This is a genomic window from Nocardiopsis sp. L17-MgMaSL7 (assembly GCF_003182025.1).
Taxonomy (GTDB): domain Bacteria; phylum Actinomycetota; class Actinomycetes; order Streptosporangiales; family Streptosporangiaceae; genus Nocardiopsis; species Nocardiopsis prasina.
In genome coordinates this window covers 1-26441 of sequence record NZ_QGTF01000025.1, presented here as the reverse complement: position 1 = coordinate 26441, position 26441 = coordinate 1, and the positions used below count along the sequence as shown (strand labels likewise).

The window sequence follows — 26441 nt, the reverse complement described above, 5'->3', positions numbered from 1 at the left end:
GGGAAGGCGACCCGCACGGGACCCGGCCCCGTCAGGGCTCGTCGACCACGTCCACCGTCCCGGCGGTGCCGTCGACCCGCAGCAGGTCACCGGTGCGGATTCTGGTGGTGGCGTCCCGTACGCAGATCACCGCGGGTATCCCGTACTCGCGGGCCACCGTGGGACCGTGCGCGATCGGCGAACCGGTCTCCGAGACCAGCCCGGCGGCGGTCATGAACAGCGGGGTCCAGCCCGGGTCGGTCGTGGGGGCCACGAGGATCTCGCCGGGTTCGATCCGGGCGCCGACCGGGTCGAGGACGACGCGCGCACGCCCCTCGGCCCTGCCCGGCGCGGCGGGCGCCCCGGGCAGGCCGCCCCGCGCCACGGCCGGAGACGGCAGTGCGGCCTCCACGTCGGTGCCGTCGGTCAACAGTGTCCCCGGCACCGTGCGCCTGCGCAGTTCTCTCAGGTGGAAGCGGCGGCGCTCGACCACCAGGTCCCGCTGGTCTGCGCCTTCGTGCGCGGCCGCGCGGATCTCGTGCACACGCAGGAAGAAGACGTCGTCGGCCCTGGCCAACAGCCCCTGGGCGGCCAGGCCCTCCCCTGTGAGGAGCAGTTGGCGGCGCATCTCCGCGAACGGCACCAGCCAGGCGAACTTGGCGTACTCCCGCATCCCCCCGAGTTCGCGCGAGCGGCGCATGAGGAAGGCGGCGACCGCACCGCGCACGGGGCGTTCGCGCACGGCCCGCGATCCGAGTTCGGCGAGCCTGGTCTCGGCGGCGGCACCGGCCCGCTCGAACCTGCGGTCCGGTGCCAGGTCCGGATCCTCCAGGCGCAGGTAGTTGGCGACCGATCCGAAGACGGGGGCGGGGTCCTCGCTCCATCGGGGCACGCCGATGTCCACCTCGCCCGCCGCACGGTGCCCGTAGGAGTCCAGGAAGGCGTCCACCCCGACGTCCGGCAGTTCGCCGCGCAGGTAGCGGGCGGCGAGCTCCTCCGGGGGCGTGCCGGTGAACAGGTCCCCGTGGGCGCGGGCGCGCTCGGCGATCCCCCACAGGGCCAGGTCCATCTCCGTGGTGACGTTGTGCGGCAGCCCGCCCAGCACGGTGTCGGTCTCCTCCTTGGTGGCGACTCCGTGAAGCAGGGCCGCCGGGGCCGTGGCGGTGACGATCCCGGCGAAGACCGGACCGATCACCTCCCGTAGGTCGCGGCCGAGCATGGCGTCGAAGGCGCTTCCGGTGACCCAGTCCAGCCGTCGTGCCGGGCTCGCCTCCGCTCCCGGACCGCGCAGGGCGCGCAGGCGGGCCACGGCCGCCTGGGCGCGGGCCCGGGCCGCTCGGGGCCGGGCCAGCGCGTACCCGACCCCGGCCAGGGACGGCAGGACGACAGCGGCGACCCGGACGGCCGTGGACGCGGAGAACGGCAGTCCGGGGCGGGGGGCGAAACGCGGGTCACCGAGCACGTGCTCCACCGCCGCGCGCACCCGTGGTCCGTACACCTCCATGCCCGCGGGCAGTCTCCGACGGAGCGGAGCGCTCCGCAGGAAGGCGGACAGGTCGACGTACAGCCGACTCCCGATGTCGACCATCAGGGGATCGGGACCGGCGGTGTCGGTGGTGGACCCGCTCCCCGACCACCAGCGGTTCCACACCCGCTGGAGCAGGGACAGGCCGAGCGGGGTGAAGGGTCTGAGCATGCCCTGCATGTGCCCGATCTCCATGTAGAAGCGGGGCTGGTCGGGCAGGTCCTGCGGGGGCAGGGGGAAGAGGGCGGTGACGGGCCGGGACTGGAGCAACCACAGGGTGCCGTCGCCGTCGTGGGACCACTCGACGTCCTGCGGGGATCCGAAGAGCCCCTGGAGGCGCCGCCCGGTCGCGACCAGTTCGAGGACCCGCTCCCGGGTGAGGCAGCCCTCGGGCAGGTCGGGGACGCGCCCGTCGTCGACCGCGTAGTGGTCGGGTTCGACCGAGCCGTCCACGACCGCGGCGCCCGATCCGCGAACGGCGTCGAACACGGTCCGGGTCCGGGAACCGGTGAGCGGATCGGCGGTGAACATGACCCCGGCGGTGGCGGCGTCGACCATCCGCTGCACCACGACCGCCATGCGCACGTCGGCCCGGTCGATGCCGTTGGCCCGCCGGTAGGAGGCGGCGCGTTCGTTGTCGAGGGAGTCCCAGCAGCGCCTGACCGCGTCCACGACGGCGTCCGCGCCCTCGACATCGAGGTAGGTGTCCTGCTGTCCGGCGAAGCTGGCGTCGGGCAGGTCCTCCGCGGTCGCGCTGGAGCGCACCGCGACCCTGCCCCCGCCCAGGGCCTCGTAGGCCCGGGTGACCCGCTCGGCGGGCACCGTCCCCGAGGCGTACGCGGCGGTGGTGACGCAGAACCCGGCGGGTACCCGCTCCCCGGCCGCGACCATCTCGCCGAGGTGGGCGGCCTTGCCTCCCACGAGCGCGCCCATGCCCCGGCGGATCTCGTCCAGTGCGACGACGTCGTCCTGTTGGCCCATGCGGTGAGTCTTCCCCGAGTGGGCGGGGTCCACCCCGGCCCCGCGGGTCAGGCTGCCTGCCGAACCAGTTCGCGGACCTGCTCGGGGAACTCGTAGGGGGCCAGGTGGCCCGCCTTCTCCAGCACGTGCAGGTCGGTGTCCAGGAACCGGCGGGCCGGGCCGTGCAGGCGGGCCGGGGAGAAGAACACGTCGTCCGAACCGGTGGCCACGGTGACGTTGTGCCCCTGCCAGGCCAGCAGCGACTCCGTGGGGAGCGGCCCCGGGGCCAGGCTGGTCCGGCAGTGCTTGCCGACCATCGTCATCCACGAGGCGAAGGGGTGGACGGGGTGGCGGAAGTCGGGACCGCTCATGAAGTTGAGCAGCCGCGTGCTCTTGTCGTCGCGCGGACCGATCATCCAGGGCAGGGTCACCCGCATCAGCTCGGGCGGGGTGGCGGCGCTGGTCAGCCCGGCCGGGTTCACCAGCACCAGACCCCTGACCATTTCGCGGGGGCTGGAGGCCAGCGCGACCGCCGCGCCCAGGGAGTGCCCGAGCACCACCGCGGGCCGGTCCACCAGTTCGGGCAGCACCTCGTCCAACCATCTTCCGTAGGCCTCGGCACGGTGTCCCCGGGGGCGCACCCCGCAGCTCAGCCCGGGCTGACCGGGCAGGTCCACGAGGTAGACGTCCCGCTCCGCCGTCATGTCGGAGGCGGGTGAGGCACTGAGCGCGCTGTTGAAGTTGGTGCCGCTGAGGACCACCACCGGGGTCCCGGGGCCGCCGGGCATGCGGAAGGCGCGGGTCGGGCCGATCGACGTGGTGATCTCAGGGAGGAAGACCAGGTCCGGGTACTCGTCGAGCCGCTCGCGGCACCATCCTCGGACGGTCCGCTCAGCGAGTTCGGAACGGTAGACGCGAGCTCCGTGAAGAGTGGTCTCCGACATGGACGCACCTGGTTTCGGGTAGGGGTCAGCGCTTCGCCGACCAGTCTTCCCGGCACACCTGACCGGCACTCTACGCGCGTTTCCCCAGTTCGACCAACCGCCGCTCACCCACAGCGACCGGTTCGGCGACCACGGGCATAGTACCTGTTCAGGCACTATATTGGCTGGAGCGTCCTGTGCTCGTTGGTACCTTCTGTCCCCGGCGAAACATGGCCGGAACTGGACATATGCTCCACCATCGACGAACATGGGCGCGGCGCCACTCGCGCCACAGGTGTGCCGGGAAGACTGGTCGGCGTCCCTACGAGCCATGTCCGGAGCACACCGTATGACCACGACCAGTGTGAAGCCTGCGCGCGAGATGCGCAGAAGCCGCTTCGGTGAGCGCCACAAGCTCCCGATCGGAAACCCCCGCCCGCACGGCACCAACGGCTACACCACCTCGTGGGGCACCAACGCGCACGGCGAACTCAGTTCCTGCCCGCCGGGACCCGGCTGACCGCGTCCCTCCGACGCGTCCCGAATCCTCCTCATCCGTGTCGCCGCGCGCACCGCACCGGCCCGCCCTCGGTCCGCCGTGCCTCCGCCGCGCGGCTCAACGCCGTGAAAGGACAGTGGCTTGGTGCTGCTGCTTCTGATGATCGTGCTCGCACTGACCGTCGCGATCACACCCTTACTGGACAGACTGCTGGGCCGTAACGCGGGCTGGCCCGTCTCCGCCGTGTTCCTCGGCCTGGCCCTGCTGGTGGCCGCCCAGGCGCCGCAGGTCCTGGGCGCCGGGGTCCCCCTGGAGTTCTCCCGGCCCTGGATGCCGCAGATCGGGGTCTCGTTCCACCTGCGCATGGACGGCCTCGGCTGGCTGTTCACCATGCTGGTGACCGGCATCGGCGCGCTGATCATGGCGTACTCGACCCGGTACTTCCCGCCCGGCCGCCGCCTCGGCTTCTACTTCCTGATGTCCCTCTTCGCGCTGGCGATGACGGGTCTGGTCCTGGCCGACGACGTGGTGCTGCTCTTCGTGTTCTGGGAGCTCACCACCATCGCGTCGTTCTACCTGATCGGCCTGTCCGGGGTGTCGGCCAGTCGCCCGGCGATCCGCACGTTCCTGCTCACCGCCATGGGCGGCCTCGCGCTGCTCGCCGCGGTCGTGCTGCTGATCGTGCGCACCGGCACCACGCAGCTGAGCGCGATCCTGGCCGACACGTCCTGGACCCAGGACACCGGGTTCGCGTCGCTGGTGGCCGTGCTGGTCGCCGTCGCCGTGTTCACGAAGTCGGCGCAGTTCCCGTTCCACTACTGGCTGCCGGACGCCATGGCGGCGAGCACTCCGGTCAGCGCCTACCTGCACGCGGCCGCGATGGTCAAGGCCGGTATCTACCTGGCCATGCGCTTCACGCCCGCCTTCGGCGATCTGATGGTGTGGAACACCCTCCTCATCACCCTGGGCCTGACCACGGCGGTGATCGGCGCGGTCTTCGCCCTGCAACAGCACGACCTCAAGAGGCTCGCCGCCTTCTCCACCGTGAGCCAGCTCGGCTTCCTGGTGGCGGTCATCGGTGTGGGCACCCCCGCCGCACTGGTCGCGGCGGCCGTGCACACCGTGGCGCACGCCCTCTTCAAGTCCGCGCTGTTCATGGTGGTCGGCCTGGTCGACCACCAGACCGGCACCCGCGACCTGCGTCAGCTGGGCGGTCTGCGTCGGCGGATGCCGGTGACCGCGACCGTCGCCGCGCTGTCCGCGCTGTCCATGGCGGGCATCCCGCCGCTGCTCGGGTTCATCAGCAAGGAGAACCTCTTCGAGTCGCTGCTGCACGCGCCCGGCCCCGCCTGGTTCGGCCCGGTGGCCGGTGCCGTCGCGGTCGCGGCGGCCGCGTTCACCTTCGCGTACTCGTTCCGGTTCGTGTACGGGGCCTTCTGGGGCGAGCCGAGGGGCGACGCCCGGGAGCGCACCGCGACCGAGGCGAGCTCCGGCTTCTGGCTCCCCGCGGTCCTCGCCTCCCTGGGCGGCGTGCTGCTCGGCCTGACCGTCCCGGCCCTGGACCCGCTGGTCAACGAGGTGGCCCTGAACGCCACCCACCAGGAGGCCGACGCGCACCTGCTGCTGTGGCACGGGTTCAACGCCGCGCTCGGCATGTCCGCGCTGGCGATCGGTCTGGGCGCGCTGCTGTCTTGGCGGAGCCGTTCCGGTGAGGCACTGGCCGGGCGCGACCTCGTCCCGGTGACGGGTGTGGGGGTCTTCGAGGCCCTGTACGACGGGGTCATCCGGGCGGGCAGGCGCACCGGCGACCTCACCCGCAACGACTCCCCCGCCTTCCACCTGGGGGTGCCGATGGTGCTGATCATCGCGCTGGCCCTGGTCACCGTGGTGTTCCGGTTGGACCTGCCGCCGCTGGCAGGGCAGACCTCGATGGGCCTGGACTGGCTCCTCGTGGGTCTGATGGTCGTGGCCGTCGGCGCCGCCGTGATCACCCGTTCCCGGATGGCGGGGCTGGCCCTGGTCGGCGTCGCCGGGTTCACCGTCGCCCTGTGGCTGTTCTTCCTGGGCGCCTTCGACGTGGCCCTCACCCAGCTGCTGGTGGAGATCCTGACCGTGGTGGTCGCGGTGCTGGTGCTGCGCCGCCTGCCGCGCCGCTTCCACAAGGTGCGGAGGCGTCGCACCGTCCTGACCGCCGCGATCGCGATCGGCGCCGGTCTGGCCGCCGGTCTGGCCGCCTACGCCCTCACCGGTCGGCGCGAGCTGTCGCCCGTGGCCGACTACCTCCTGGCGCACGCCCCGGAGGACACCGGCGGCACCAACGTGGTCAACACGATCCTGGTCGACTACCGCGCGCTGGACACCCTGGGCGAACTCACCGTGCTCGGTGTGGCGGGCCTGATCATCATCGCGGTGATCCGGTCCAGCGACCTGCTCCCGGTGCACTCCTCGCGCCGGGTGGTCGTGGGGACGGCCAACGCCGCACACGACCCCACCGACAACACGGTCCTGATGCGCACGGTGGGCCGCTTCCTGATGCCGCTGCTGGTCGTCTGGTCGCTGTACCTGCTGTTCCGCGGCCACAACGAACCCGGCGGCGGGTTCATCGCCGGTCTCGTGGGCGGTGCGGGCTTCGCGCTGACCTACCTGTCGGCGGCCAGCGACAGGGCGGCACGCATCCGCCTGGCCTACCCCGTGATCATCGGGGCCGGTGTGCTCGTCGCCGCGTTCTCCGGGTTCCTCGGCTACCTGGAGGGCTCGTTCCTCAAGCCGCTGCACGCGGAGATCCCGCTGGCCTGGGGCGACTACTTCCACTTCACCACGGCGTTCGTCTTCGACGTCGGCGTCTACCTGGCGGTGGTGGGCGTCCTGCTCACCGCGCTCAACGAGCTGGGACTCGAACGCGGCAGTCCGGGCACACGCGGTTCGGACGACGGTTCGGACACCGGCGCACACGACCTGGACGGCTCCACCACGGGAGGCAAGCGATGACCCTCGCCATCACCATCGGCGTCATGGTCGCCGGGGGCGTCTACCTGATGCTCCAGCGCGGCATGGTGCGTATCGTCCTGGGCCTCATCCTGGTGGGCCACGCCGTCAACCTGCTGATCATGTCGGCCGGTGGCGTGTACCGCCGTGACCTGCCCCTGCTCCAGTTCGGCACCGCGCCCACGGCGGCCGATCCGCTGCCCCAGGCGTTCGTGCTCACCGCGATCGTGATCGCCTTCTCCATCGCGATCTACATGCTCACCCTCGCCGCCTCCGGCAGCGACGACGACACCGAGGACGCCTCATGAACGCGGCGCTGCTGCCTCTCTTCGTCGCGGTGCCGCTGGTCGGCGCCGGACTGCTGACCGTCCTGCGCGGCCCCCTGTGGCTGCGCCGGATCCTGCTGCTCCTGCCCACCACGGTGTCGCTGCTCGGTGCCTCCGGACTGGTCTGGCTCACCCGGGACGGCGCCGTGTTCGCCCACAACGTGGGCCTGTGGCAGGACGGGGTCGCCATCCCGTTCGTCGCCGACGTCCTCAGCGCGCTCATGCTGTGGACCACCTCGCTGCTGGCCCTGGTGTGCTCGGTGTTCGCGATCGCCACCGAGGACGACCGGCGGTCGTTCTTCTCCCCGCTGGTCCTGGTGCTGACGGCCGGTGTGTCCGGCGCTCTGCTCACCGGCGACATCTTCAACATGTTCGTGTTCATCGAGGTCATGCTGCTGCCCTCGTACGGGCTGCTGGCGATGCTCGGTGCCATGGGCAGGCTGCGGGCCGGACGGATCTACGTCACGGTCAACCTCCTCACCTCCACGATCTTCCTCGCGGGTGTGGCGCTGGTCTACGCCGCCGCCGGGACCGTGCACATGGGCGAGCTGGCCGGGGCCGCGAAGGACGACCCGGTGGTCGCGGTCGGCATGGGCGTGGTCATCCTCGCCCTGTCGATCAAGGCCGCCGTCGTCCCGGTGCACGGCTGGCTGGCCCGCACCTACCCGGCCGCCTCCCCGGCGATCACCGCCCTGTTCTCCGGCCTGCACACCAAGGTGGCGATCTACGCGATCTACCGCCTGTACGCGCTGGTCTTCGACGGGGACGCGAAGTTCCTGTGGATCGGCGTGGTGGCCTTCACCCTCACCATGCTGATCGGCGTGATGGGCGCGGTCGGCGAGGGCACCACCCGTTCGATCCTGGTGTTCCACATGATCAGCCAGATCGGGTACATCCTGCTCGGGGTCGCCCTGTTCACCGAGCTCGGGCTCATGGCGGGCATCTTCTATCTGATCCACCACATGATCGTGAAGGCGTCGCTCTTCCTGTCCACCGGCGCGATCGAGCACACCTACGGCACGGGCGCGCTGGACCGGCTCGGCGGGATCGCCAGGCGGGAGCCGCTCCTGGCCCTGGTGTTCATGGGGGCCGCCCTGTCCCTGGCCGGCCTGCCGCCGTTCTCCGGGTTCGTCGCCAAGCTGACCCTGGTCGTGGCGGCCGTGGACGACGCCCAGTGGACCGCCATGGCGGTGATGATCGCGGTCAGCCTGATCACCCTCATGTCGATGCTGAAGATCTGGGGCGGAGTGTTCTGGGGCAGGGCCCCGGACGAGGACGACCCGGCGCCCGTCGAGGCGGGCTCCGACGGTGCGGTCGCCACCGCGACGCGCGCCACACCGAAGATCCGGACCGCGCTGATCGTGCCGGGCCTGATCCTGACAGCCACGACCCTGGGCATCGGCCTGGGCGCGCAGGTCCTGCTCGACCTCAGCGCGCAGGCCGCGGCCGGGCTCCTGGACACTTCCGGATACGTCGAGGCGGTGCTGGGACGATGATCCACCCGATGTGGGCACCCCGTGTGCTCTGGTTCCCCTTCTACGCGGGCGCCGAGATCGTGAAGACCTCCCTCCAGGTGATGTGGGACATCCTCACCCCGGGCAGTTCCGCGACCCCGGCCTTCGTGGAGGTCCCGGTCCGCTGCCGGACCGACTTCGAGTTCACCCTGCTGGCCAACCTGATCTCCCTGACTCCGGGGACGGTCACGGTGGCCGTGCGCCGGGACCCCGCCACCCTCTGGGTGCACGGGCTGTACGTGGAGGACCGCGCGTCCTTCCAGCAGGACATCCACGCGATGGAGGACCGCGTCCTGGGGGTCACCCGCCCGTCGGGGCCTCCGGAGAGCGTCCCGGCCGAGGGGGAACGGAACTGATGCAGCTCATCGACATCGGCCTGGCGGCCATCGTGCTGGCCATGGCCATCGCCGCCTACCGCATCCTGACCGGGCCGTCGGCCGCCGACCGGGGCGCCGCCTCCGACGTCGTCTTCTTCGGCTTCGTGGGGCTGGTCGCCATGCTCGGCTTCCGGCTGGACACCGAGCTGGTCGTGGACATCGTCCTGGTGTGCGCGCTGATCGGCTTCCTGGCCGCCCTGTCCCTGGCCCGCCTGATCACCGGAGGTAAGCGATGAACGCGCTGGACGTCGCCGGGATCGTCTGCATGGTCGCGGGCGCCCTGGTGTTCCTGGTCGGGGCGGTCGGACTGCTCCGCCTCCAGGACTTCTACGCCCGGCTCAGCGGCGTGGGGATCGCGGGCGGGCTCGGGACGGCCCTGGTGCTGCTCGGCCTGCTCCTGCACTACCCGACCGTGGAGAACGCGGTCAAGATCGGACTGGCGCTGCTGATCCAGCTGGCCACGGCGGCGGTCGGCGGCAACGCCATCGCCCGCGCGGGCTACCTGACCGGCGTGAAACCCACCGAGAACACGGCGTTCGACGACCTCGCCGCCACGGAGCGCGACGCCTAGCGCTCCCCCGGAGGGCCCCGTCTCCCCCGCGATCGGGCGGCGGGGCCCTCCGCCGTACGGTGCGCAGTGCCACAGTCGCGATTTCCGCCAGCTGGGAGGCCGTGTGCTAGGTTCGTGAGGTTGCGGTCGTGGTGTCCGTTGGACTTCTTCGGATCAGATCACCACGGTGCCGTTCCCAGAGCCGGTCTTCTGGCAGTCGTTCTCCGACAGGCACCGGTTCACCCGCCACGACCCCCAGTTCTTCACGTGGGCCGTGGATATCGAAGTATTTTCCCCCACGCAACTTCGGTGTCACTCGCCGAAGCACTGCTGTGGACTTCCGACCCGGCCTATGTCGTCGGCGAAAGGTCATCTGTGAACCATCCCCGTGCCAACGCACGTCGTGATCGCTCCTCCAACAACACCGGCTACGGTTCCCGTGGCGGATCCGGCTCGTACGGCCGCCCGCGCCCCCGTCGTTCCTTCGACGGTCCCCGGCGCGGCGGCGGCCAGGGCGGCGGCTCGCGCTTCTCCGGCGGCGAGTTCGCCCTTCCCCAGACCGTCGTTCCCGGGCTGGACCCGGTGGACGACTTCCAGGCGCTGGAGATGCCCGCCGCGCTGAAGGAGACGCTGACCCGCCAGGGTCTGACCACGCCCTCCACGATCCAGGCGGCCACCCTGCCGAACTCGCTGGCCGGCCGGGACGTCCTGGGCCGCAGCCAGACCGGTTCGGGCAAGACGCTCGCCTTCGGTCTGGCCCTGCTGGCCCGTCTCGACGGCCGCAAGGCCGAGGAGCGGCACCCGATGGCCGTGGTGCTGGCGCCGACCCGTGAGCTCGCCCAGCAGGTCACCGACTCCCTCACGCCCTACGCCCGTTCGGTGCGGGTGCGCATGGCGACCGTGGTGGGCGGCATGCCCATCCACCGCCAGGCCCGCTCCCTGCGTCAGGGCGTGGAGCTGGTCGTGGCCACCCCGGGTCGTCTGCGCGACCTGATGGAGCGCGGCGACTGCGTCCTGGACCAGGTCGAGGCCGTGGTGCTCGACGAGGCCGACCAGATGACCGACATGGGCTTCATGCCGCAGGTCACCGCGATCCTGGAGCAGGTTCCCGCCGACGGGCAGCGTCTGCTGTTCTCGGCCACCCTGGACCGGAACGTGGACCAGCTGGTGCGCCGCTTCCTCAAGGACCCGGTCGTCCACTCGGTCGACCCGTCCGAGGGCGCGGTCTCGACGATGGAGCACCACCTCCTGCACGTGTCCCACGCGGACAAGCAGGCCACCGCCACCGCGATCGCTGCCCGTGACGGCCAGGTCATCATGTTCCTGGACACCAAGCACGCGGTGGACCGGATGGCGCAGCACCTGCTGGCCAGCGGCGTCCGGGCGGCCCCGCTGCACGGCGGACGCTCCCAGCCGCAGCGCACCCGCACCCTCAAGCAGTTCAAGGAGGGCACGGTGACCGCGCTGATCGCCACGAACGTGGCCGCGCGCGGCATCCACGTGGACGGGCTGGACCTGGTCGTGAACATCGACCCGCCCACCGACCACAAGGACTACCTGCACCGCGGCGGCCGTACCGCCCGCGCGGGCGAGTCCGGCAACGTGGTCACGCTCGTGACGCCCAACCAGCGCCGCGACATGAGCCGCCTGATGTACCGCGCTCGGATCGAGCCGCAGATCGCCCAGGTGGACCACGCCGAGGACCCGGAGCTGGCCCGCGTGACCGGCGCCCGCGTCCCGTCCGGCGTTCCGGTCAGCCTGCCCGCCGAGCCGCGTCGTGAGAACCGCCCGCGCGGCCCGCGCGGCCAGGGTGGTCCGCGTGGCGGCGGCTACGGCGGCCCGCGCTCGGGTGGGTCCTCCCGCCCGCGCCGTCCCCGTCGCGCCCCGCAGGACTAGGCACCGACCTCCGCGAGCCCCGTCACGTCCGTGGCGGGGCTCCGTCGTGTCATCCGCGCGAGCACGGGAGCAGAGCGCCCGCCCGGGTGGTGCCCTTGTGGGCGCGGGTGTCCGGTGCCTAGACTCCCTGCGCGACCGACCGTGCAAATGTCGGACAACCAGGAGGCCCACCGTGACGTCCATGACCCAGCCCACCCGGGCCGAACCCCTGGTCGTGCAGGTCAGCAGGCAGTTCAGGGACCGCATCTCCGCCGGGGACTGGGCCGTCCACAGCCGCATCCCCGGCGAGAAGAGCCTCGCCGAGGAGCTCGGGGTCAGCCGGGGCACCGTCCGCGAGGCCCTGCGCGCCCTCACCGCCGCGGGGCTCCTGGAGCCGCGGGTGGGTGACGGCACCTACGTCCGGGCCAGCGACGAGCTCACCGGTCTGCTCCGGCAGGGCGGCGGCACCGAGTTCGAACACGTCCTGGACGTCCGCGCCGTTCTGGAGGTCGCCGCCGCCGAACGCGCCGCCCGCCACCGCACCGACGCCCACCTGGACGCCATGCGCGAGGCCGTCGCGGCCCGTGTCGAGGCCGAGCGCGCCGACGACGTGAACGCCTACGTGGCCGCCGACTCCCGCTTCCACCGCGCCGTGGTGGAGGCCGCCCACAACCCGCTGCTCACCCGCCTCTACGACGCGCTCCGGGAGAACGTGGTGGAGTCCATCCGGCGCACCACCTCCCTGCCCGAGGCGCAGGGCCTCAACGACCTGCATGAGGGCCTGCTCGCCGCGATCGAGGACGGCTCCCCCGAGCACGCCCGCGCCATCGCCACGGAGCTCGCCGACGAACTCGGGTTCATCAGCGCCGTCGTCGAGGACGGGGAGCAGTGAGCGCCCCCACCACACGGGCCCCCGCCCGCGCCTGGCCGCGCGCCGCCCTGGCCATGGGCTCGGTCCTGGTGATCGCCTCCTGCCTGCGACCCGCACTGACCTCGGTCGGCCCCGTCCTGGGGTCCGTGGGCGCCACCACCGGGCTGTCCGACAGCGCTCTGGGCGTGCTCACCGCGCTCCCCCTGCTCGGCTTCGCCCTCTTCTCCTCGATCGTGCACGGCCCCGCCGCCCGATGGGGCGTGGACCGGGTGGTCCTGGCCGCGCTGGCCCTCCTGGCCACCGGAATCCTGGTCCGGTCCCTCCCGACCCTGGCGACCCTGTGGCTGGGCACCGCCATGGTCGGCGCCGCGATCGCCTTCGGGAACGTGCTGGTCCCGGTGATCCTGCGGCGCGACCATCCGAGGCGGATCGCCCTGTTCACCGGGGTGTCCTCCTCGGTGATGACCGGGTTCGCCGCCCTGGGCGCCGGTCTGTCCGTTCCGCTCGCGGCGCTCGCGGGCGGCTGGCGGGCCTCGCTGGCCCTGTGGGCCGTCCCGGTGGCGCTCGCGCTGCTGGTCTGGGCCGCACGGATGCGCTGGGTGCCCTCCCCCGTGCCCGTCACCGCCTCGGCCGACACCCCCGCCGAACCCACCGGCTCGGTGTGGCGTTCGTCGACCGCGTGGCTGGTCACCGCGTTCATGGGGCTCCAGTCCACCGCCTACTTCACGCTGATCAACTGGCTGCCGAGCGTGGAGGCCGCACGCGGCGTGAGTCCGCAGACCGCCGGGTGGCACCTGTTCGCGTTCCAGATCACCGGTGTGGTGGCCGGACTGGCGATCACCACTCTGATGGGGCGGCGCGCGGAGCAGCGCCCCGCCTGCCTGGCGGTGAGCCTGCTCATCGTGGTGGCCATGGCCGGTCTCCTGTGGGTCCCGGCCTGGGGTCCGCTGTGGATCATGGTGGCGGGCGCGGGCACGGGGAGTTCGATCGTGGTGGCCCTGTCCCTGATCGGCCTGCGCGGCCGTACCCAGACGGAGACCACCCGGCTGTCCGGCATGGCGCAGTCCATGGGCTATCTGCTCGCCGCGTGCGGTCCGGTCGCGGCCGGGGTGCTGATCCAGCTCACCGGCTCGACGGACCTGGTCCTGGTGCTGGTGGGCGGCCTGGCGCTGGTCCAGACCGTGGTCGCGCTCTGGGCGGGACGCGACCGAGGGATCTGAACCGGCGCGGCCGCCCCGCTACCCCAGGGACTCCAGGGACTCCAGGGACTCCAGGTAGGCGATCCAGCCGCCGTGGTGGGTGATGTCCTCGCCTCCCACCGCGGCTGCCGGTTCGCAGCCGAAACCCACCACGGTGCGGCCGTCCGCGAGGGTGACCGCGCCGAGTGTCATCGGTGCGGGCAGCGCGGCGAGGAAGGCGCCCAACCCGGCCGGGGAGATCTCCCAGACCTCGCAGCGCAGCGCCGACCCCCCGCTGTCCACCCGCAGCAGACCCGGTTTGGGCGGGGTCGTGCGCAGGGCGACCATCCGGTGGTCCCCGCTGGTCGTGGTGGCCTCCACGAACCGCGCGCCGAGGTCGGTGAGCTGGTGGTTGAGCGGCTGTCCGCGCAGGTGCGCGCCGAACACGGCCAGCTCCAGCCCGTTGGCGGGCAGGGCCGGGCCGGGCTCGGCCCCGGTGAGGAGCCCGGCCAGGTCCAGGGCCACCTGGTCGTCGAAGGCGTCGGTGACCACCGTGACCCCGAACGGGTGTCCGTCGGCGGTACCGGCGGGGACCGCGACGGCGGCGAGGTCGAGGAGGTTGACGAAGTTGGTGTAGGTCCCCAGCCGGGAGTTGGTGCCCACCGGGTCGGCGGCCACCTCGTCCAGCGTCGGGTGACCGACCGTGGTCGGTACCAGGAGGCCGTCGAACCCGCTCAGGAGCGCCCGCGCGGTCGCCCTGTACCCGGCCAGCCGGTGCTGGTCGGCGGCGAGACGGCTGGCCGGGAGGTCCGCGGCGGCCAGGATGATCCCTGCGACCGTGGGGTCGGAGCGCCCGTCCCCGCGGTGCGCCTCCAGGAACTCCCCCACGGCGGCGTGGCGTTCGGCGACGATCGCCCCGTCGTACAGCAGCCGTGCGGCCTCCAGCAGCGGGGCGACGTCGACCCGCTCCACAACCGCTCCCGCTTCGGCGAACCGGTCCACGGCCCGTTGGAAGGTGTCCCGTTCCGCTTCGCTGAGCGGGGCCAGTCCCTCTTCGGTGGGGACCGCGATCCGGGCGGGGTCGCGCGGGGCCAGCCGGACGTCGGCGGGCCAGCCGCGGCTGGCCGGGTCCCTCGGATCTGGCCCGGTGACCACGGCCAGGGCGCGCTGGCCGGTGGCCAGGTCCGGTGCGAACACGGTGACGGTGTCGTAGGGCCTCGCGGCGGGCACGACCCCCGTGTTGGGGACCAGGCCGAGGGTGGGCTTGAGACCGACGATCCCGTGCAGCGCCGCGGGCACCCGGCCGGACCCGGCGGTGTCGGTGCCGAGGGCGACGTCGACGATCCCCAGGGCCACCGCCACGGCCGATCCCGAACTCGACCCACCGGAGATCCGGGCGGGGTCGAGGGCGTTGCGGACGGCGCCGTAGGGGCTTCGTGTCCCCACGAGCCCGGTGGCGAACTGGTCCATGTTGGTCTTGCCCAGCACCAGCCCACCGGCCGCCACCAGGCGTTCCACGGCGGTCGCGCTCACGTCGGGCGTGCGCGCGAACCCCGGGTGCGCGGCCGTGGTGGGCAGGCCCGCGACGTCGATGTTGTCCTTGACCGCCACGAGCGTCCCGGCCAACGGAATCCGCTCGGCCTCCGGTGTCCCGGCGGCCGCGGCCAGTCGCTCCTCCAGCGCCCCGGCCTCCGCCACCACCTCCTCCTCGGGTCGCAGGGTGATCCAGACCTCCGGCCGGTCGGCCTCGGCGATCCGTCGGTAGGCGGCGCGTACGCGCTCGGTGGGTGTGGGCATCAGGCGGTCCCTTCCTCGGCGATGACGGCCACGGCTCGGCCCGGATCCAGTCTCTGTCCGGGGCCGACCAGGACCTCGGTGACGGTTCCGGCGACGGGCGCCCGGACCACCACCTCCAGCTTCATGGCCTCCAGGCGCACGACGGGCTGTCCCTCCTCCACGGTCTCCCCCGGTTCCACGTCCACCTTCCACACACTCGCGGACAGGGGCGCCTCCACGAGGGTCGATCCGGGCGGTGGGGTCAGCTCCTCGTGTGCGACCGGCTCGGGGTCGGGGCGGTCCTCGAACTCCCCCGCCGCCTCCCACCGCAGCCGTTCCTCCTCGAAGGCCGCCTCGCGTCGGCTCTCGAACTCCCGGATGGACTCCGCGTTCTCGGCCAGGAAGCGTTCGTGGTCGGCGAGCACGAACTCGCCCTGGGTGATCCGGAGTTCGTGGCGTCCGGCGAGCAGGTCCGCGCGGATGTCCAGGAGTTCCCCGGCCTCCACCGGGTACCAGGTGATCCGGTCGAAGAACCGCAGCAGCCAGGGGGTGCCCGGTTCGAACTGCCCGTACTGGCGCAGCCCGGACCAGATCGGCACGGTGCGGCCGATCAGCTGGTAGCCGCCGGGGCTCTCCATGCCGTACACGCACAGGTACGCGCCGCCGATCCCCACTCCGGCCTCGGGGGTCCAGGTCCGCGCGGGACTGTACTTGGTGGTGACCAGGCGGTGTCGCGGGTCCAGCGGGGTCGCGGCGGGCGCGCCCAGGTACACGTCGCCCAGACCGAGCACCAGGTAGGAGGCGTCGAAGACGATCTCCCGCACGCGCTCCACGGAGTCCAGGCCGTTGACCCGGCGGATGAACTCGATGTTGTCGGGGTTCCAGGGGGCGTCGTCGCGCACGCCGGTGCCGTAGCGCGCGATGGCCTCGTGGATGGAGGGGTCGTCGAAGGACATCGGCAGGCGCAGGGTGCGGCTGGGCACCCGCAGACGGGAGGTGGGCGGCAGCCCCGCCTCGATCTCCAGGAGCACCCCCAGCAGCGTGCGCAGCGGCAGCACCTCCGGGTCGGTGTGCAGGTGCAGGGAGCGCACACCGGGCGTGGTGTCCACGATCCCCGCGGGCGCGTGCCGGTCCAGGGCGGCCATGAGGGCGTGTACGCGCATGCGCAGGCCGAGGTCGAGCACCATCGGGCCGTATTCGACCAGGAGGTTGTCGTGGCCGCCGCGGCGGTAGGTGACCTCGGGGGTGCCCTCACCGGCGGGGACGCGGGCCAGGACGCCGTCGTCGCCGTCCGCACCGGTGTGGCGCAGGAGCGGCGCGGCGGTCGGCTCCGTGTGCAGCCGCTCGGCGGCGACCTCGGTGACCGGGCGGAACCGCACGGTGTCGCCGGGGCGCAGCTGGCCGATCTTCCACCGGGAGCCGGAGACCACGGTGACCGGGCAGACGAACCCGCCGAGGCTGGGGCCGTCCGGCCCGAGGAGCACCGGGGTGTCTCCGGAGAGGTTGACGGCGCCCACGGAGTAGGCGGTGTCGTGCACGTTGGAGGGGTGCAGCCCGGCCTGGCCGCCGTCCGGGCGGGCCCAGGTCTGCTTGGGTCCGGACAGGCGGACGCCGTTGCGGGCGGACTGCGGATGGACCCGCCAGGAAGTGGCGAGGAAGTCGGCCAGACCCTCGCGGGTGAGGAACTCGGGGGCGGCGTGCGGGCCCTCGGAGACCTCCACGTCCCAGTGCGTGCCGTCACGGGGCGGCTCCCCGGCGGCGGTGTCCGGGAACCGGGGGCGTCTCCCCTCGGGCACGGGGGAGGCCGGGGCCTGGTCGGCGCCGGGCGGGGCCACGCGGAGCACGTCACCCGGGCGCAGCTCCCGGCCCGCGTGCCCGCCGTACTCACCGGCGGTGAACGTGGCCGCGCTGCCCAGGTACTCGGGAACGTCCAGACCGCCCCGGAAGAGCACGTAGGTGCGCATGCCCGGCCCCGGGGCCGCCCCGACGTCCAGCAGGCCCCCAGAGGGCACCTCGACCGGCTCCCACCGGGGTACGGGAGCTCCGTCCACGGTGACGTCGGCGGGTGCCCCGGTCACGCACACGGTGGTGGCGTCGGTGAAACGCAGCGACGGTCCCTCCATCGTGCACTCCAGGCCCGGGGCGCCCTCCGGGTTGCCCAGAGCGGTGTTGCCCAGGCGCAGCGAGAGGTCGTCCATGGCCCCCGACGGAGGAACACCCACCTGCCAGTACCCGGTGCGGCCCGGAAAGTCCTGGACGGTGGTGAGGGTGCCCGCGCGCTCCACCTCGACCCGGGGTTCGGGGTCGCCGACCGTCGCGCACGTGGCGGTGGTGTGCGCGGCCGCTCGCACGTCCTCGTGGTCGCTCAGAGCGCGCAGCAGGCCCAGGTTGGTCTGGACGCCGTCGATCCGCACCCCGGCCAGGGCACGGCCCAGCCGGTCCAGCGCGTCCTCGCGGTCACTTCCGCGCACGATCACCTTGGCGAGCATGGGGTCGTAGTCGCTGGTCACCCGCTGCCCCGCCTCCACCCAGCCGTCCACGCGGACGTCGGCGGGGGCCTCCACCCGGGTGAGCAGCCCGGCACTGGGCCGGAAGTCGTGCGCCGGGTCCTCCGCGTACACGCGGGCCTCGACGGCGTGGCCGGTGCGGGCCGGACCCTCGGGCGGGATCCCCGCGAGCACGTCCTCACCGAGCGCCAGGCGCAGCATCCACGCGACCAGGTCCACCCCGGCGATCTCCTCCGTCACCGGGTGCTCCACCTGGAGGCGGGTGTTGACCTCCAGGAAGGAGGCCTCACCGCGCTCGACGTCATAGACGAACTCGACCGTTCCGGCGCTGCGGTAGGACACCCCGGCGCAGAGCGCGCGGGCGGTGCGGTGGAGTTCGGCCCGCAGGGCGTCGGGGAGGTCGGGGGCGGGTGCCTCCTCCACCACCTTCTGGTTGCGGCGTTGCAGCGAGCAGTCGCGGTCCCCCAGGGTGACCACGCCGCCGTGGCCGTCGCCGAAGACCTGCACCTCCACGTGGCGGGCCCGGGAGACGAACCGCTCGACGAACACCCCGCCACCGCCGAAGTGGGTCCGCGCGAGGCGGCTGACCTGGTCGAAGGCGGAGTGCAGCGCCTCTTCGTCGAAACAGGGTCGCAGTCCGATCCCCCCGCCGCCCGAGGTGGACTTGAGGATGACCGGATAGCCGATCTCCTCGGCGGCGGCCACGGCCCGCTCGACGTCGGGGAGGGGCTCGCTGCCCGGCACCATCGGGAGCCCTGCGGCGGCTGCGGCCTTGCGGGCGGTGTGCTTGTCGCCGAACTCCTCCAGGTGGCGGGGCTCGGGTCCGACGAACACGAGCCCGGCCGCCTCGACCGCGTGCGCGAACTCCGCGCTTTCGGACAGGAACCCGTAGCCGGGGTGGACGGCCCCGGCGCCGGTGGCGACCGCGGCGGCCAGGACACGCTCAATGTTCAGGTAGCTCTCGGCGGAGGGCGCCGGGCCGAGGCGCACGGCCTCGTCGGCCATGCGGGTGTGCGGCGCTCCCGCGTCGGCGTCGGAGTACACGGCGACGGTGCGCAGGCCGAGCGCGCGGGCGGAGCGGATGACGCGGCAGGCGATCTCACCGCGGTTGGCGACGAGCACGGAGTCGAACACGGGGGCTCTCCCTCTGGTCGGAGGCTGGGAGTGGCGGTCAGAACTGGTCGGCGCTCAGCACCATCCGGGTCAGGGCCTGTCCGGCCCGTTCGAGGACGACCTCCATGGACGCGCCCACGTGCTCGTGCAGGGCGCGGTGGGCCGCGTCGAGGCGGTCGGCGAGCAGCAGCTCGACGATCTCGACGTGCTCGGCGACGGTGGAGGCGATCCGGTCCTCGGTGCGGAAGTCGTGCATGCGCACCCGCCGGATGCGCTGGTTGACCGAGACCAGGGATTCGGTGAGGGCGCCGTTGCCCGAGGCCCGGGACAGCGCGGTGTGGAAGGCCTCGTCGAGGAGGACGAACGAGGGGTCGGGGTCGGGAGGAGCGGCGCGCAGCCCCTCCCAGCGCTCCAGTTCGGCGGTCAGGACGCCCCTGTCGTGCCGGAGGGCGGGGTCCTCGATGACCCGGGCGATGCCGCGCAGTTCGAGGACGACCCTCAGTTCGTAGAGGTCGCGCAGCTCGGGGAGGTTGGGGACGCGGACGTAGTAGCCGTTGTCGCGGCGTTCGACCAGACCGTCGGAGTGCAGGCGTGCCAGGGACTCGCGGACGGGGGTGCGGGAGACCCCGAAGCGTTCGGCGAGCCGCACCTCGCCCAGGCGGGTGTGCGGCGTGAGACGGCCGCTCAGGACCTCCTCGCGGATCAGGGCGTGGACGCGGTCACGGCGGGAGGGGGTCCCGGCCCCCGCGTCGACAGCCCGTGTATACAGCGGTGTGTCCATGGGCCCCGACGCTAGGAAGCCCCTGTTTCAGGGAGACTGTCGCGCGGTGAAACCCGGATTGCGCCGTGTTTCGTACCCGTGAAACCGCCGGGACACGAGAAGAGCGCCCCTCCCGGCTCCCGTCGAACGGTGACGGGGTCGGAAGGGGCGCTTCTGGGCGTTCCGGGACGGTGTTCCTCACGGTGGTCGGAACCACCGCCCCGGGGAGGGGCGGCCCGTCTCTGCTTCGGGCGACCCGTGGTCGGTGCTGCTACAGGGAGATCCCCAGGGCCCAGGTCATCAGGCCGTACATGGTGCCGAGCACCAGGAACAGGGCCGCGAGGTTGAGCCAGAGGCCGCCCTTGATCATCTCGCCGATCTTGACGTAGCCCGAGCCGAAAGCGATCGCGTTGGGCGGGGTGGCCACCGGCAGCATGAACGCCATGGTGGCGGCGAGCGCGACCGGGACCACGAGGGCGAGGACGTCCATGTCCATACCCATCGCGACACCGCCCATGATCGGCAGGAAGGTGGCAGCGGTGGCCGTGTTGCTGGTGAGCTCGGTGAGGAAGAGGACCAACGCCGTGACGGCCAGGATCAGGACCCAGACGGGCACACCCGACAGGAAGGAGACCTGGCTGCCGACCCAGGCGCTCAGCCCAGTCGAGGTGAACTGCGCGGAGATGGCCAGACCGCCGCCGAACAGCAGCAGGATGCCCCAGGGCAGCTTGACGGCGGTCTCCCAGTCCATCAGCTGCGTCTTGCGGTCCACGGGGATCAGGAAGAGCAGGACCGCGACGGTCATCGCGATACCGGCGTCAGTGACACTGCCGAGCCACGGGGCGACGGAGGCGACCGGTCCCAGGTCAGCGATCATCGGGATGAAGATCCAGGAGAGTGCGGCGAAGGCGAAGACGCCCAGCACCAGCTTCTCGCCCTTGGACATGGCGCCCATCTTGGCGAGCTCCTCGCCGATGAGCTCCTGCGCGCCCTCGACCTTCTTCACGGCGGGCTTGAACAGGCGGGTCAGCACGAACCAGGCGATCAGCATGAACACGGCGGCCAGCGGCACACCGGCCATCATCCACTGGCCGAAGCCGATGCTGATGTCGTGGTTGTCCTTGAGGTAGCCGACCATCAGAACGTTGGGCGGCGTACCGATGAGGGTCGCGACCGAGCCGATCGACGACGAGTAGGCGATGCCCAGCATCAGCGCGGTGGCGAAGTTCGCGTCCGTGCGGCCACCGCGGAACTGGGTGATCAGCGCGATCACGGAGAGGCCGACCGGCAACATCATCACTGCGGTGGCGGTGTTGGACACCCACATGGTGATGAACCCGGTGGCGATCATGAAGCCACCGATGAGACCGACCGTGTTGGAGCCGACCTTCGAGACGATCGTCAGGGCGATCCGCTTGTGGAGGTTCCACTTCTGCATGGCCAGGGCCAGCATGAAGCCGCCCATGAACAGGAAGATCGTGTCGGAACCGTAGGAGGAGGCGACATCGCCGATCGCGGCGCCCTCGACCATCAGTGGGAAGAGCACCAGCGGGAGTAGCGAGGTCACCGGGATCGGCAGGGCCTCGGTGGCCCACCAGATCGCGATCCACGCGGTGATCGCCGCGACGACGGCGCCGTTGACGGACAGGACCGCCTCGGTCTCGCCCTCGCCGAGCGGCAGCGGCATCTCCGGCATCGCCAGGAAGATGGCCAGACCGACCAGCGGACCGAGGATGAGCCCGATCAGACGACCGCGGGTCATCCCCGACGAGGAGTCCTCCTCGCTCTGGACCGACGAACTGTCGGGGGCTTCGACGCCCTTCTGGGCTGTCATGGGTACCTCCTCCGTGGGCGCCGACTCTGCGGAGTGCCCGTTTTCGGAGGTGCGACCCGCGTGTTGCCGCGAGATGACCTCCGAGTTACCTCTCAACTCCCCAGATGGTGTGGTCACACCATCGTGTGTGCAAAGTAACTCTCCATTTCTTGGGGTTCCTCTGACATTGGGCCACTTTGAGTGTGTGTCCTGGGACACGCGGTGAGGCGACCTCGGCCTCCCGTTCCCTACACGACCCCGCCTAAGCTGCGGGTATGCCATCAACCGGACCGAGTAGACGTGTGGTGCTCCTGGGTGCCCTCGGGGCGCTCACCACCACGGTCGTGAGCGGTTGCACAAAGGACCCCGCCCCGGGGATCGACCGGATCGTGGTCGCCACCGGCCCACCCGGCGCCGTCTACCGTGAGATCGGAGGAGCCATCGCCCGGCTCCTTGACCAGAGGTTGCCCGACCAGAGGGTGGACAGTGTGGAGACCGGCGCCTCCCACGACAACCTCACGCTCCTCGGCGCGGGCGACGCCGATCTCGGTCTGGCCAACCTGGACTCGATCCTCGCGACCGACATCGCCACGGAGGCCTCCACCATCCAGGCGGTGGGGCGGCTCTACGACAGCTTCGTGCACCTGGTCGTGCCCGCCGACTCCCCGGTTCACTCCCTCGCCGACATCGAGGGGTTGCGGGTGTCCGTGGGCGCGGTCAACTCCGGGACCGAGTTCACCGCCCGGCAGATCATGGAGGTCACGGGGGTGCGTCCCGTACCGGTCCGGGCCAACCAGGCCAACTCGGCGGCCGCACTCGCCTCCGGGGAGATCGACGCGATGTTCTCCCTGACCGGGCTGCCCACCCCGGCCATCGCCGACCTCGCGGAACAGACTCCCCTGCGTCTGGTGGACCTGGCCGGGCCAGCCAACGAGATGGTCACCGTGTACCCGGAGTCCTACTTCCCCGCGTCCATCCCGGCCACCACCTACAGCGGGATACCGGCCTGCCCCACCATGTCCATCCCGAACCTGCTCCTGTGCCGTGGGGACCTGCCCGAGCAGCTCGTGTACGCGGTCACCGACACGGTGTACACGGGGGCACCGCGGCTGGCGGAGCAGCGCCCCGAGGCCGCGCAGATCAACGTGCGGACCGGGATCTCCACTGGGGTGGTGCCGCTGCACGCCGGGGCCGAGAAGTGGTATCGGGACAACAAACCCGCGTCCGAGGGCACCGACGCCCCGACCCACCCGCTGTTCCCCTCCGAGTTCCCCACGAGCTGAGGGGAGACGCCCCGCTCAGTCATCCCCCAGGGGCGGCGGCGCCGAGGGCAGCGTGATGATCACACCGAACCCGCGCCGCTCGCCGTCTGCGAGGCCGTCGCCGAGTTTGAGGAGACCTCCCGACTCCCGGACCAGCTCCGCGACGATGGGCAGCCCCAGACCCGTGCCCTCGGTGTTCTGTTGACTCGGGGAGCGCCAGAACCGGTCCAGTGCAGCCTCGCGTTCCTCCTTCGGCAGGCCCACACCGTTGTCCAGAACCCCGATCCGTACCTGTTCTCCGTCCTCGGCGCGTACCTCGATCCGGGTGCCGCCGGACAACCTCAGCGCGTTGCTGACCAACTCGTCCAGGATGCTGCCCAGGCCGCCCGCCGGGGCATGCGCCCACAGGTGGTCGGGCAGGTCCGTGGTCACCTCGATCCCACGGGACTCCCCCAGCGCGTTCCAGCGGGCGACCCGGGTGTCGACGAGCCCGGCGACCTCCACCACCTCGGAGCCGGTCACGCTCTCCAACCGGGTGGCGGCCAGAAGCGAGTTCAGCATGCGGTTCATCGCGGTGGCTTCGTCGATCGCGATCGCGTGCGCTTCACGGGCGTCGGCGCCCTTCAGGTAGGGGGCCAGGTTCTCCACCGAGAGCCGCAGGCTGGCCAGGGGGTTGCGGAGCTGGTGGGAGGCCTCGGAGACGAAGGAGCGCTGCCGCTCCAGGGCGCGGCGCACCACCCCCACCATGGTGTTGAAGGAGTCAGTGAGCCGCCGCAGCTCCGGCGGTCCGCTCTCCGCGTCCACGTGGACGTCCAGGTCGCCGGAGGTCACCTTCGTGGTCGCCGCGTCCAGCCGGTGAATGGGCTGGAGGACCCAGCGGGACAGCGGCAGTGAGGCCATCACCAGGAGTCCCAGCGGCACCACACTGAACAGCGTCATCCAACCCCAGGTCGTGAGGATCCTCGCACCCAGGACGTCGGTGGGCGAGACCAGCACCACCGCGCCGGCCACCTCGCTGTCCCGGCCGATGGGTTCGGCGATCACCAGCGGGTCCGAGCGCCAGGGCCACACCGTTGTGGGCGGCTCCGGGCGCTCTCCCGCCAGCGCCACGGAGATCACGGAGTCCATGCCCACGTCCGCGACCAGCTCACGCATCCGGGGCCGTTCCCCCGAACCCGCGACGACGTCGCCGTCGGGGGCCACCAGCACCACGGGGATGCCGTAGAGCTGCTCGTACCGGGACATCTCCTGGGTGAGGGCGTTGCTCCGCTCGGCTTCCAGGGCGGTTCCCGCCAGCGAGGCGAAGCGACCCGCGTCGCCCAGGCGATCGACGTACACGGCCTGGGTCTGCTGCTGGGCTATGACCGTCGCGATCGGCACCAGGACCGCGCCGACCAGCACGAAGGCGATCGGGAGCAGGATGGTCAGGAGACGCCGGAGCACGGGTCAGGCCTCGTCGAGCACGTAGCCCACACCGCGCACCGTGCGGATGCGCGGGGTGGCGCCGATCTTGGCGCGCAGAGAGGCGATGTGCGTGTCAAGGGTGCGGGAGGAGGCCTCCCAGGCGGCGCCCCACACCTGGTCGAGGATCTGGTCCCGGGCGACCACGCGCGGGGAGCGTTCCACCAGCAGACGCAGCAGGTCGAACTCCTTGCGGGTCAGCGGCAGGGGTTCGGCTCCCATGTGCGCCTCCCGCAGGTTCACGTCGAGGGTCAGCTCACCGACCCGCAGCGGGGGGTCGACCCGTTCGGGCTCGGCCCGGGCCGTCCGGGTGCGGCGCAGCACCGCGTCGATACGCGCCAGGAGTTCGGCGACCCCGAAGGGCTTGACCACGTAGTCGTCGGCGCCCGCGCGCAGGCCCCGGACCCGGTCGCGTTCCTCGCCCCGGGCCGTGACGGCGATGATCGCGGTCTGCGGTCGTTCCCGGAGCCGCCGCAGGAGGTCGATCCCGTCCGCGTCGGGCAGGCCGAGGTCGAGCAGGACCACGTCGGCCGAGGGCGCCGACAGGGCTCGCTCGGCCGTGGCCACCCGCTGTACGTCGAAGGAGGCTGCCCGGAGCGCGGTGACCAGCCCGCGAGCCACCCGGTCATCGTCCTCGACCACGAGAATACGCATGGCTAGCCATAGTAGGCAGAGACCGAGGTGGTCGCCCCACCGGCACGCGTTCAGCCCCGCCCGTGGTCACTCGAGTGCGCCCGCGAGGTCCCCGGGATGGACGTTGATCTCCTCGGTCGCTGCTCGTCTGGTGTGGTGAGTGACCATCTCCAGATCAGCGGGGGCAGCGGGGGCAGCGGAGGCCAGCGCCTGCTCTTGGGGATCTCCTCCAAGTGCTGGAGGGGCAGCCCCCTCGGCTCGCACACGGGGTGCCTTGCTCTTCCCACCCACCGGACCTCCTCTTCGGCCTCGCCGGAACTAGAAAGGCATCAGCGAAGGCAGGTGTTTCCTCGCGTCGGTGCGCAACGGGTTGCGTGTCGCGGCCGGTCATTGACTTGGGCGGAAAGGCATCAGCGAGGTGGGTGCGTCCCCACTCCGGTGCGCAGCGTGGTGCGTGTCGCGGCTGGTCATTCGCCGGGACGGAAGAGCATCAGCGAAGGCGGGTGTGCCCCCACTTCGGTGCGCAGCGTGGTGCGTGTCGCGGCCGGTCATTCGCCCGGACGGGACTGCGGCAGCGAGTGAGGGGGCTGGGTCGGGGTTGGGGGCGGTGGTGGTGCGCAGGTTGGGAAGGTGCTGCCCGTCCCTGCCCTGGGCGGGGGTCTGGACGGCGCTGTTGAGTGTGGGCATGACGGGCGTGGGCATGACGGGGTTCCTCCCGGACCGGTGGTAGGGGCGTGGGGGCGTGCGGAGGTAGGGGGCAGGGGCTGGGGGTCATTCGCGTGGTGGGCGGGGAGCCGGTACCCGCCCCGGCGGGGCGGGCGGTCCGGGTGGTCGGGGTGGGTGGCCTCGGTTGCGGCCGGACCACATCGTGTTGTCCTTGCGCAACCCCCACCGGTGCTTGAGCCGGTTGTGGGTCGAGCACAAGGGCTGGATGTTCTCGGCGCTGGTGCGTCCGCCCTGCCACCACTCCACGATGTGATCGGCCTGCGTCCACTTCAGGGGCACATCACACCCGTACTGCCAGGCGCAGGTGGTGTGCCCCAGGTAAGCGGCCGCCTTGATCTGCGGGGAAGCGGTCCGGTACTCGTGCCCCACGTCCAACACCGCGCCGCTCTTGTGCTCCACCATCAGGTGGCGCACCAAGCTCTCACCCAGTAGCTCCCGCACGGCGGTGGTGGGGACCACCTGCCCGCTCTGGGTGGCGGCCGCATGATCCCCGCCCGTCCCGGTCAGGGTGGTGGCGGGGATGAGGATGGTGATGAGCGCGGCCGGCGTCGAGGGCTTCTCACACCCGTGGTGGGTCTGGGCCAGGGCCGCCGCGTTCATGAACGCGTCATAGTCCCGCTGGGCTCGCGACAACCCCTCCTCGGGGTTATGGGGGTTGGCGTAGCCCTCCAGCACGGCTTCCAGGCGCAGCGCGTCAGCGGCCGATCCCCAGGCCTGGAACAGGAAGCTCCCGCCGAAGGTCCGGGCCAGGGTCGCGCCCCGGTTGGCGTGGGCGGCCTCGTGCTCGCGCTCCACACCCTCGGGGTCCAGGCGGGCGCTGAGCTGGTG

20 protein-coding genes are annotated in these 26441 nt (G+C 71.9%); 11 read left to right on the top strand and 9 right to left on the bottom strand.

Features of this window, described 5'->3' with window-relative positions; all coding sequences use genetic code 11:
• Window positions 1-31: 31 nt before the first annotated feature.
• Window positions 32-2485: a PEP/pyruvate-binding domain-containing protein gene (locus BDW27_RS26320; protein WP_110052383.1), complete on the bottom strand. Its 2454-nt coding sequence runs from the start codon at window positions 2483-2485 to the stop codon at window positions 32-34.
• Between the two features lie 47 nt (window positions 2486-2532).
• Window positions 2533-3408, bottom strand: a complete 876-nt coding sequence (locus BDW27_RS26315; RefSeq protein WP_110052381.1) for an alpha/beta fold hydrolase — start codon at window positions 3406-3408, stop codon at window positions 2533-2535.
• Window positions 3409-3736: 328 nt separating this feature from the next.
• Between BDW27_RS26315 and BDW27_RS27615 the strand changes: the two genes are divergently transcribed.
• From BDW27_RS27615 to BDW27_RS26270, 10 genes are all read left to right on the top strand, one after another.
• A complete protein-coding gene (locus tag BDW27_RS27615; RefSeq protein WP_199560775.1) occupies window positions 3737-3907 on the top strand; it encodes a hypothetical protein in 171 nt (56 codons plus the stop codon).
• Window positions 3908-4027: 120 nt separating this feature from the next.
• Window positions 4028-6874 carry a DUF4040 family protein gene (locus BDW27_RS26310; RefSeq protein WP_110052379.1) on the top strand — a complete coding sequence of 949 codons (2847 nt, stop codon included), beginning with the start codon at window positions 4028-4030 and terminating at the stop codon, window positions 6872-6874.
• Window positions 6871-7179, top strand: a complete 309-nt coding sequence (locus BDW27_RS26305) for a sodium:proton antiporter (RefSeq protein WP_017542709.1) — start codon at window positions 6871-6873, stop codon at window positions 7177-7179. The genes BDW27_RS26310 and BDW27_RS26305 overlap by 4 nt, the downstream gene beginning before the upstream one ends.
• Complete coding sequence (locus BDW27_RS26300; RefSeq protein WP_110052378.1) at window positions 7176-8693, top strand: monovalent cation/H+ antiporter subunit D family protein; 1518 nt, start codon at window positions 7176-7178, stop codon at window positions 8691-8693. Before BDW27_RS26305 ends, BDW27_RS26300 begins: the two co-directional genes overlap by 4 nt.
• Window positions 8690-9067 (top strand): Na+/H+ antiporter subunit E, encoded by a 378-nt coding sequence (locus BDW27_RS26295; protein WP_110052376.1) that lies wholly within the window; start codon window positions 8690-8692, stop codon window positions 9065-9067. The genes BDW27_RS26300 and BDW27_RS26295 overlap by 4 nt, the downstream gene beginning before the upstream one ends.
• Window positions 9067-9324: a monovalent cation/H+ antiporter complex subunit F gene (locus tag BDW27_RS26290; protein WP_017542706.1), complete on the top strand. Its 258-nt coding sequence runs from the start codon at window positions 9067-9069 to the stop codon at window positions 9322-9324. Before BDW27_RS26295 ends, BDW27_RS26290 begins: the two co-directional genes overlap by 1 nt.
• Window positions 9321-9659: a monovalent cation/H(+) antiporter subunit G gene (gene mnhG / locus BDW27_RS26285; RefSeq protein WP_017542705.1), complete on the top strand. Its 339-nt coding sequence runs from the start codon at window positions 9321-9323 to the stop codon at window positions 9657-9659. Before BDW27_RS26290 ends, mnhG begins: the two co-directional genes overlap by 4 nt.
• 354 nt (window positions 9660-10013) lie before the next feature.
• On the top strand, window positions 10014-11534 hold the full coding sequence (locus BDW27_RS26280) for a DEAD/DEAH box helicase (protein WP_017542704.1): 1521 nt from the start codon (window positions 10014-10016) through the stop codon (window positions 11532-11534).
• A 181-nt stretch (window positions 11535-11715) separates the two neighbouring features.
• A complete protein-coding gene (locus BDW27_RS26275) occupies window positions 11716-12405 on the top strand; it encodes a FadR/GntR family transcriptional regulator (RefSeq protein WP_040693043.1) in 690 nt (229 codons plus the stop codon).
• Window positions 12402-13604 (top strand): MFS transporter, encoded by a 1203-nt coding sequence (locus BDW27_RS26270; RefSeq protein ID WP_110052374.1) that lies wholly within the window; start codon window positions 12402-12404, stop codon window positions 13602-13604. Before BDW27_RS26275 ends, BDW27_RS26270 begins: the two co-directional genes overlap by 4 nt.
• Before the next feature lie 18 nt (window positions 13605-13622).
• Here BDW27_RS26270 and atzF read toward each other — a convergent pair whose 3' ends face one another.
• From atzF to BDW27_RS26250, 4 genes are all read right to left on the bottom strand, one after another.
• Window positions 13623-15359, bottom strand: coding sequence for an allophanate hydrolase (gene atzF / locus BDW27_RS26265; protein WP_110052373.1), 1737 nt, complete (start codon window positions 15357-15359; stop codon window positions 13623-13625).
• Entirely contained in the window at window positions 15359-18979 is a 3621-nt protein-coding gene (uca, locus tag BDW27_RS26260) for an urea carboxylase (RefSeq protein WP_110052371.1), read from the bottom strand. Before uca ends, atzF begins: the two co-directional genes overlap by 1 nt.
• Window positions 18980-19016: 37 nt before the next feature.
• Window positions 19017-19739, bottom strand: coding sequence for a GntR family transcriptional regulator (locus BDW27_RS26255; protein ID WP_110052369.1), 723 nt, complete (start codon window positions 19737-19739; stop codon window positions 19017-19019).
• Window positions 19740-19989: 250 nt separating this feature from the next.
• Window positions 19990-21552 carry a DASS family sodium-coupled anion symporter gene (locus tag BDW27_RS26250; protein WP_110052368.1) on the bottom strand — a complete coding sequence of 521 codons (1563 nt, stop codon included), beginning with the start codon at window positions 21550-21552 and terminating at the stop codon, window positions 19990-19992.
• 254 nt (window positions 21553-21806) lie between these two features.
• Here BDW27_RS26250 and BDW27_RS26245 point away from each other — a divergent pair, with 254 nt between their 5' ends.
• Window positions 21807-22814 carry a TAXI family TRAP transporter solute-binding subunit gene (locus tag BDW27_RS26245; protein ID WP_110052366.1) on the top strand — a complete coding sequence of 336 codons (1008 nt, stop codon included), beginning with the start codon at window positions 21807-21809 and terminating at the stop codon, window positions 22812-22814.
• A gap of 15 nt (window positions 22815-22829) precedes the next feature.
• Here BDW27_RS26245 and BDW27_RS26240 read toward each other — a convergent pair whose 3' ends face one another.
• The 3 genes from BDW27_RS26240 to BDW27_RS26230 form a co-directional block, all read right to left on the bottom strand.
• The gene (locus tag BDW27_RS26240; RefSeq protein ID WP_110052364.1) at window positions 22830-24236 is read right to left on the bottom strand and encodes a HAMP domain-containing sensor histidine kinase; all 1407 of its coding nucleotides are present in this window, start codon (window positions 24234-24236) and stop codon (window positions 22830-22832) included.
• A gap of 3 nt (window positions 24237-24239) precedes the next feature.
• On the bottom strand, window positions 24240-24908 hold the full coding sequence (locus BDW27_RS26235; protein ID WP_110052363.1) for a response regulator transcription factor: 669 nt from the start codon (window positions 24906-24908) through the stop codon (window positions 24240-24242).
• 750 nt (window positions 24909-25658) lie between these two features.
• On the bottom strand, window positions 25659-26441 hold a 783-nt coding region (locus BDW27_RS26230), incomplete at its 5' end, for an HNH endonuclease signature motif containing protein (protein WP_146223310.1).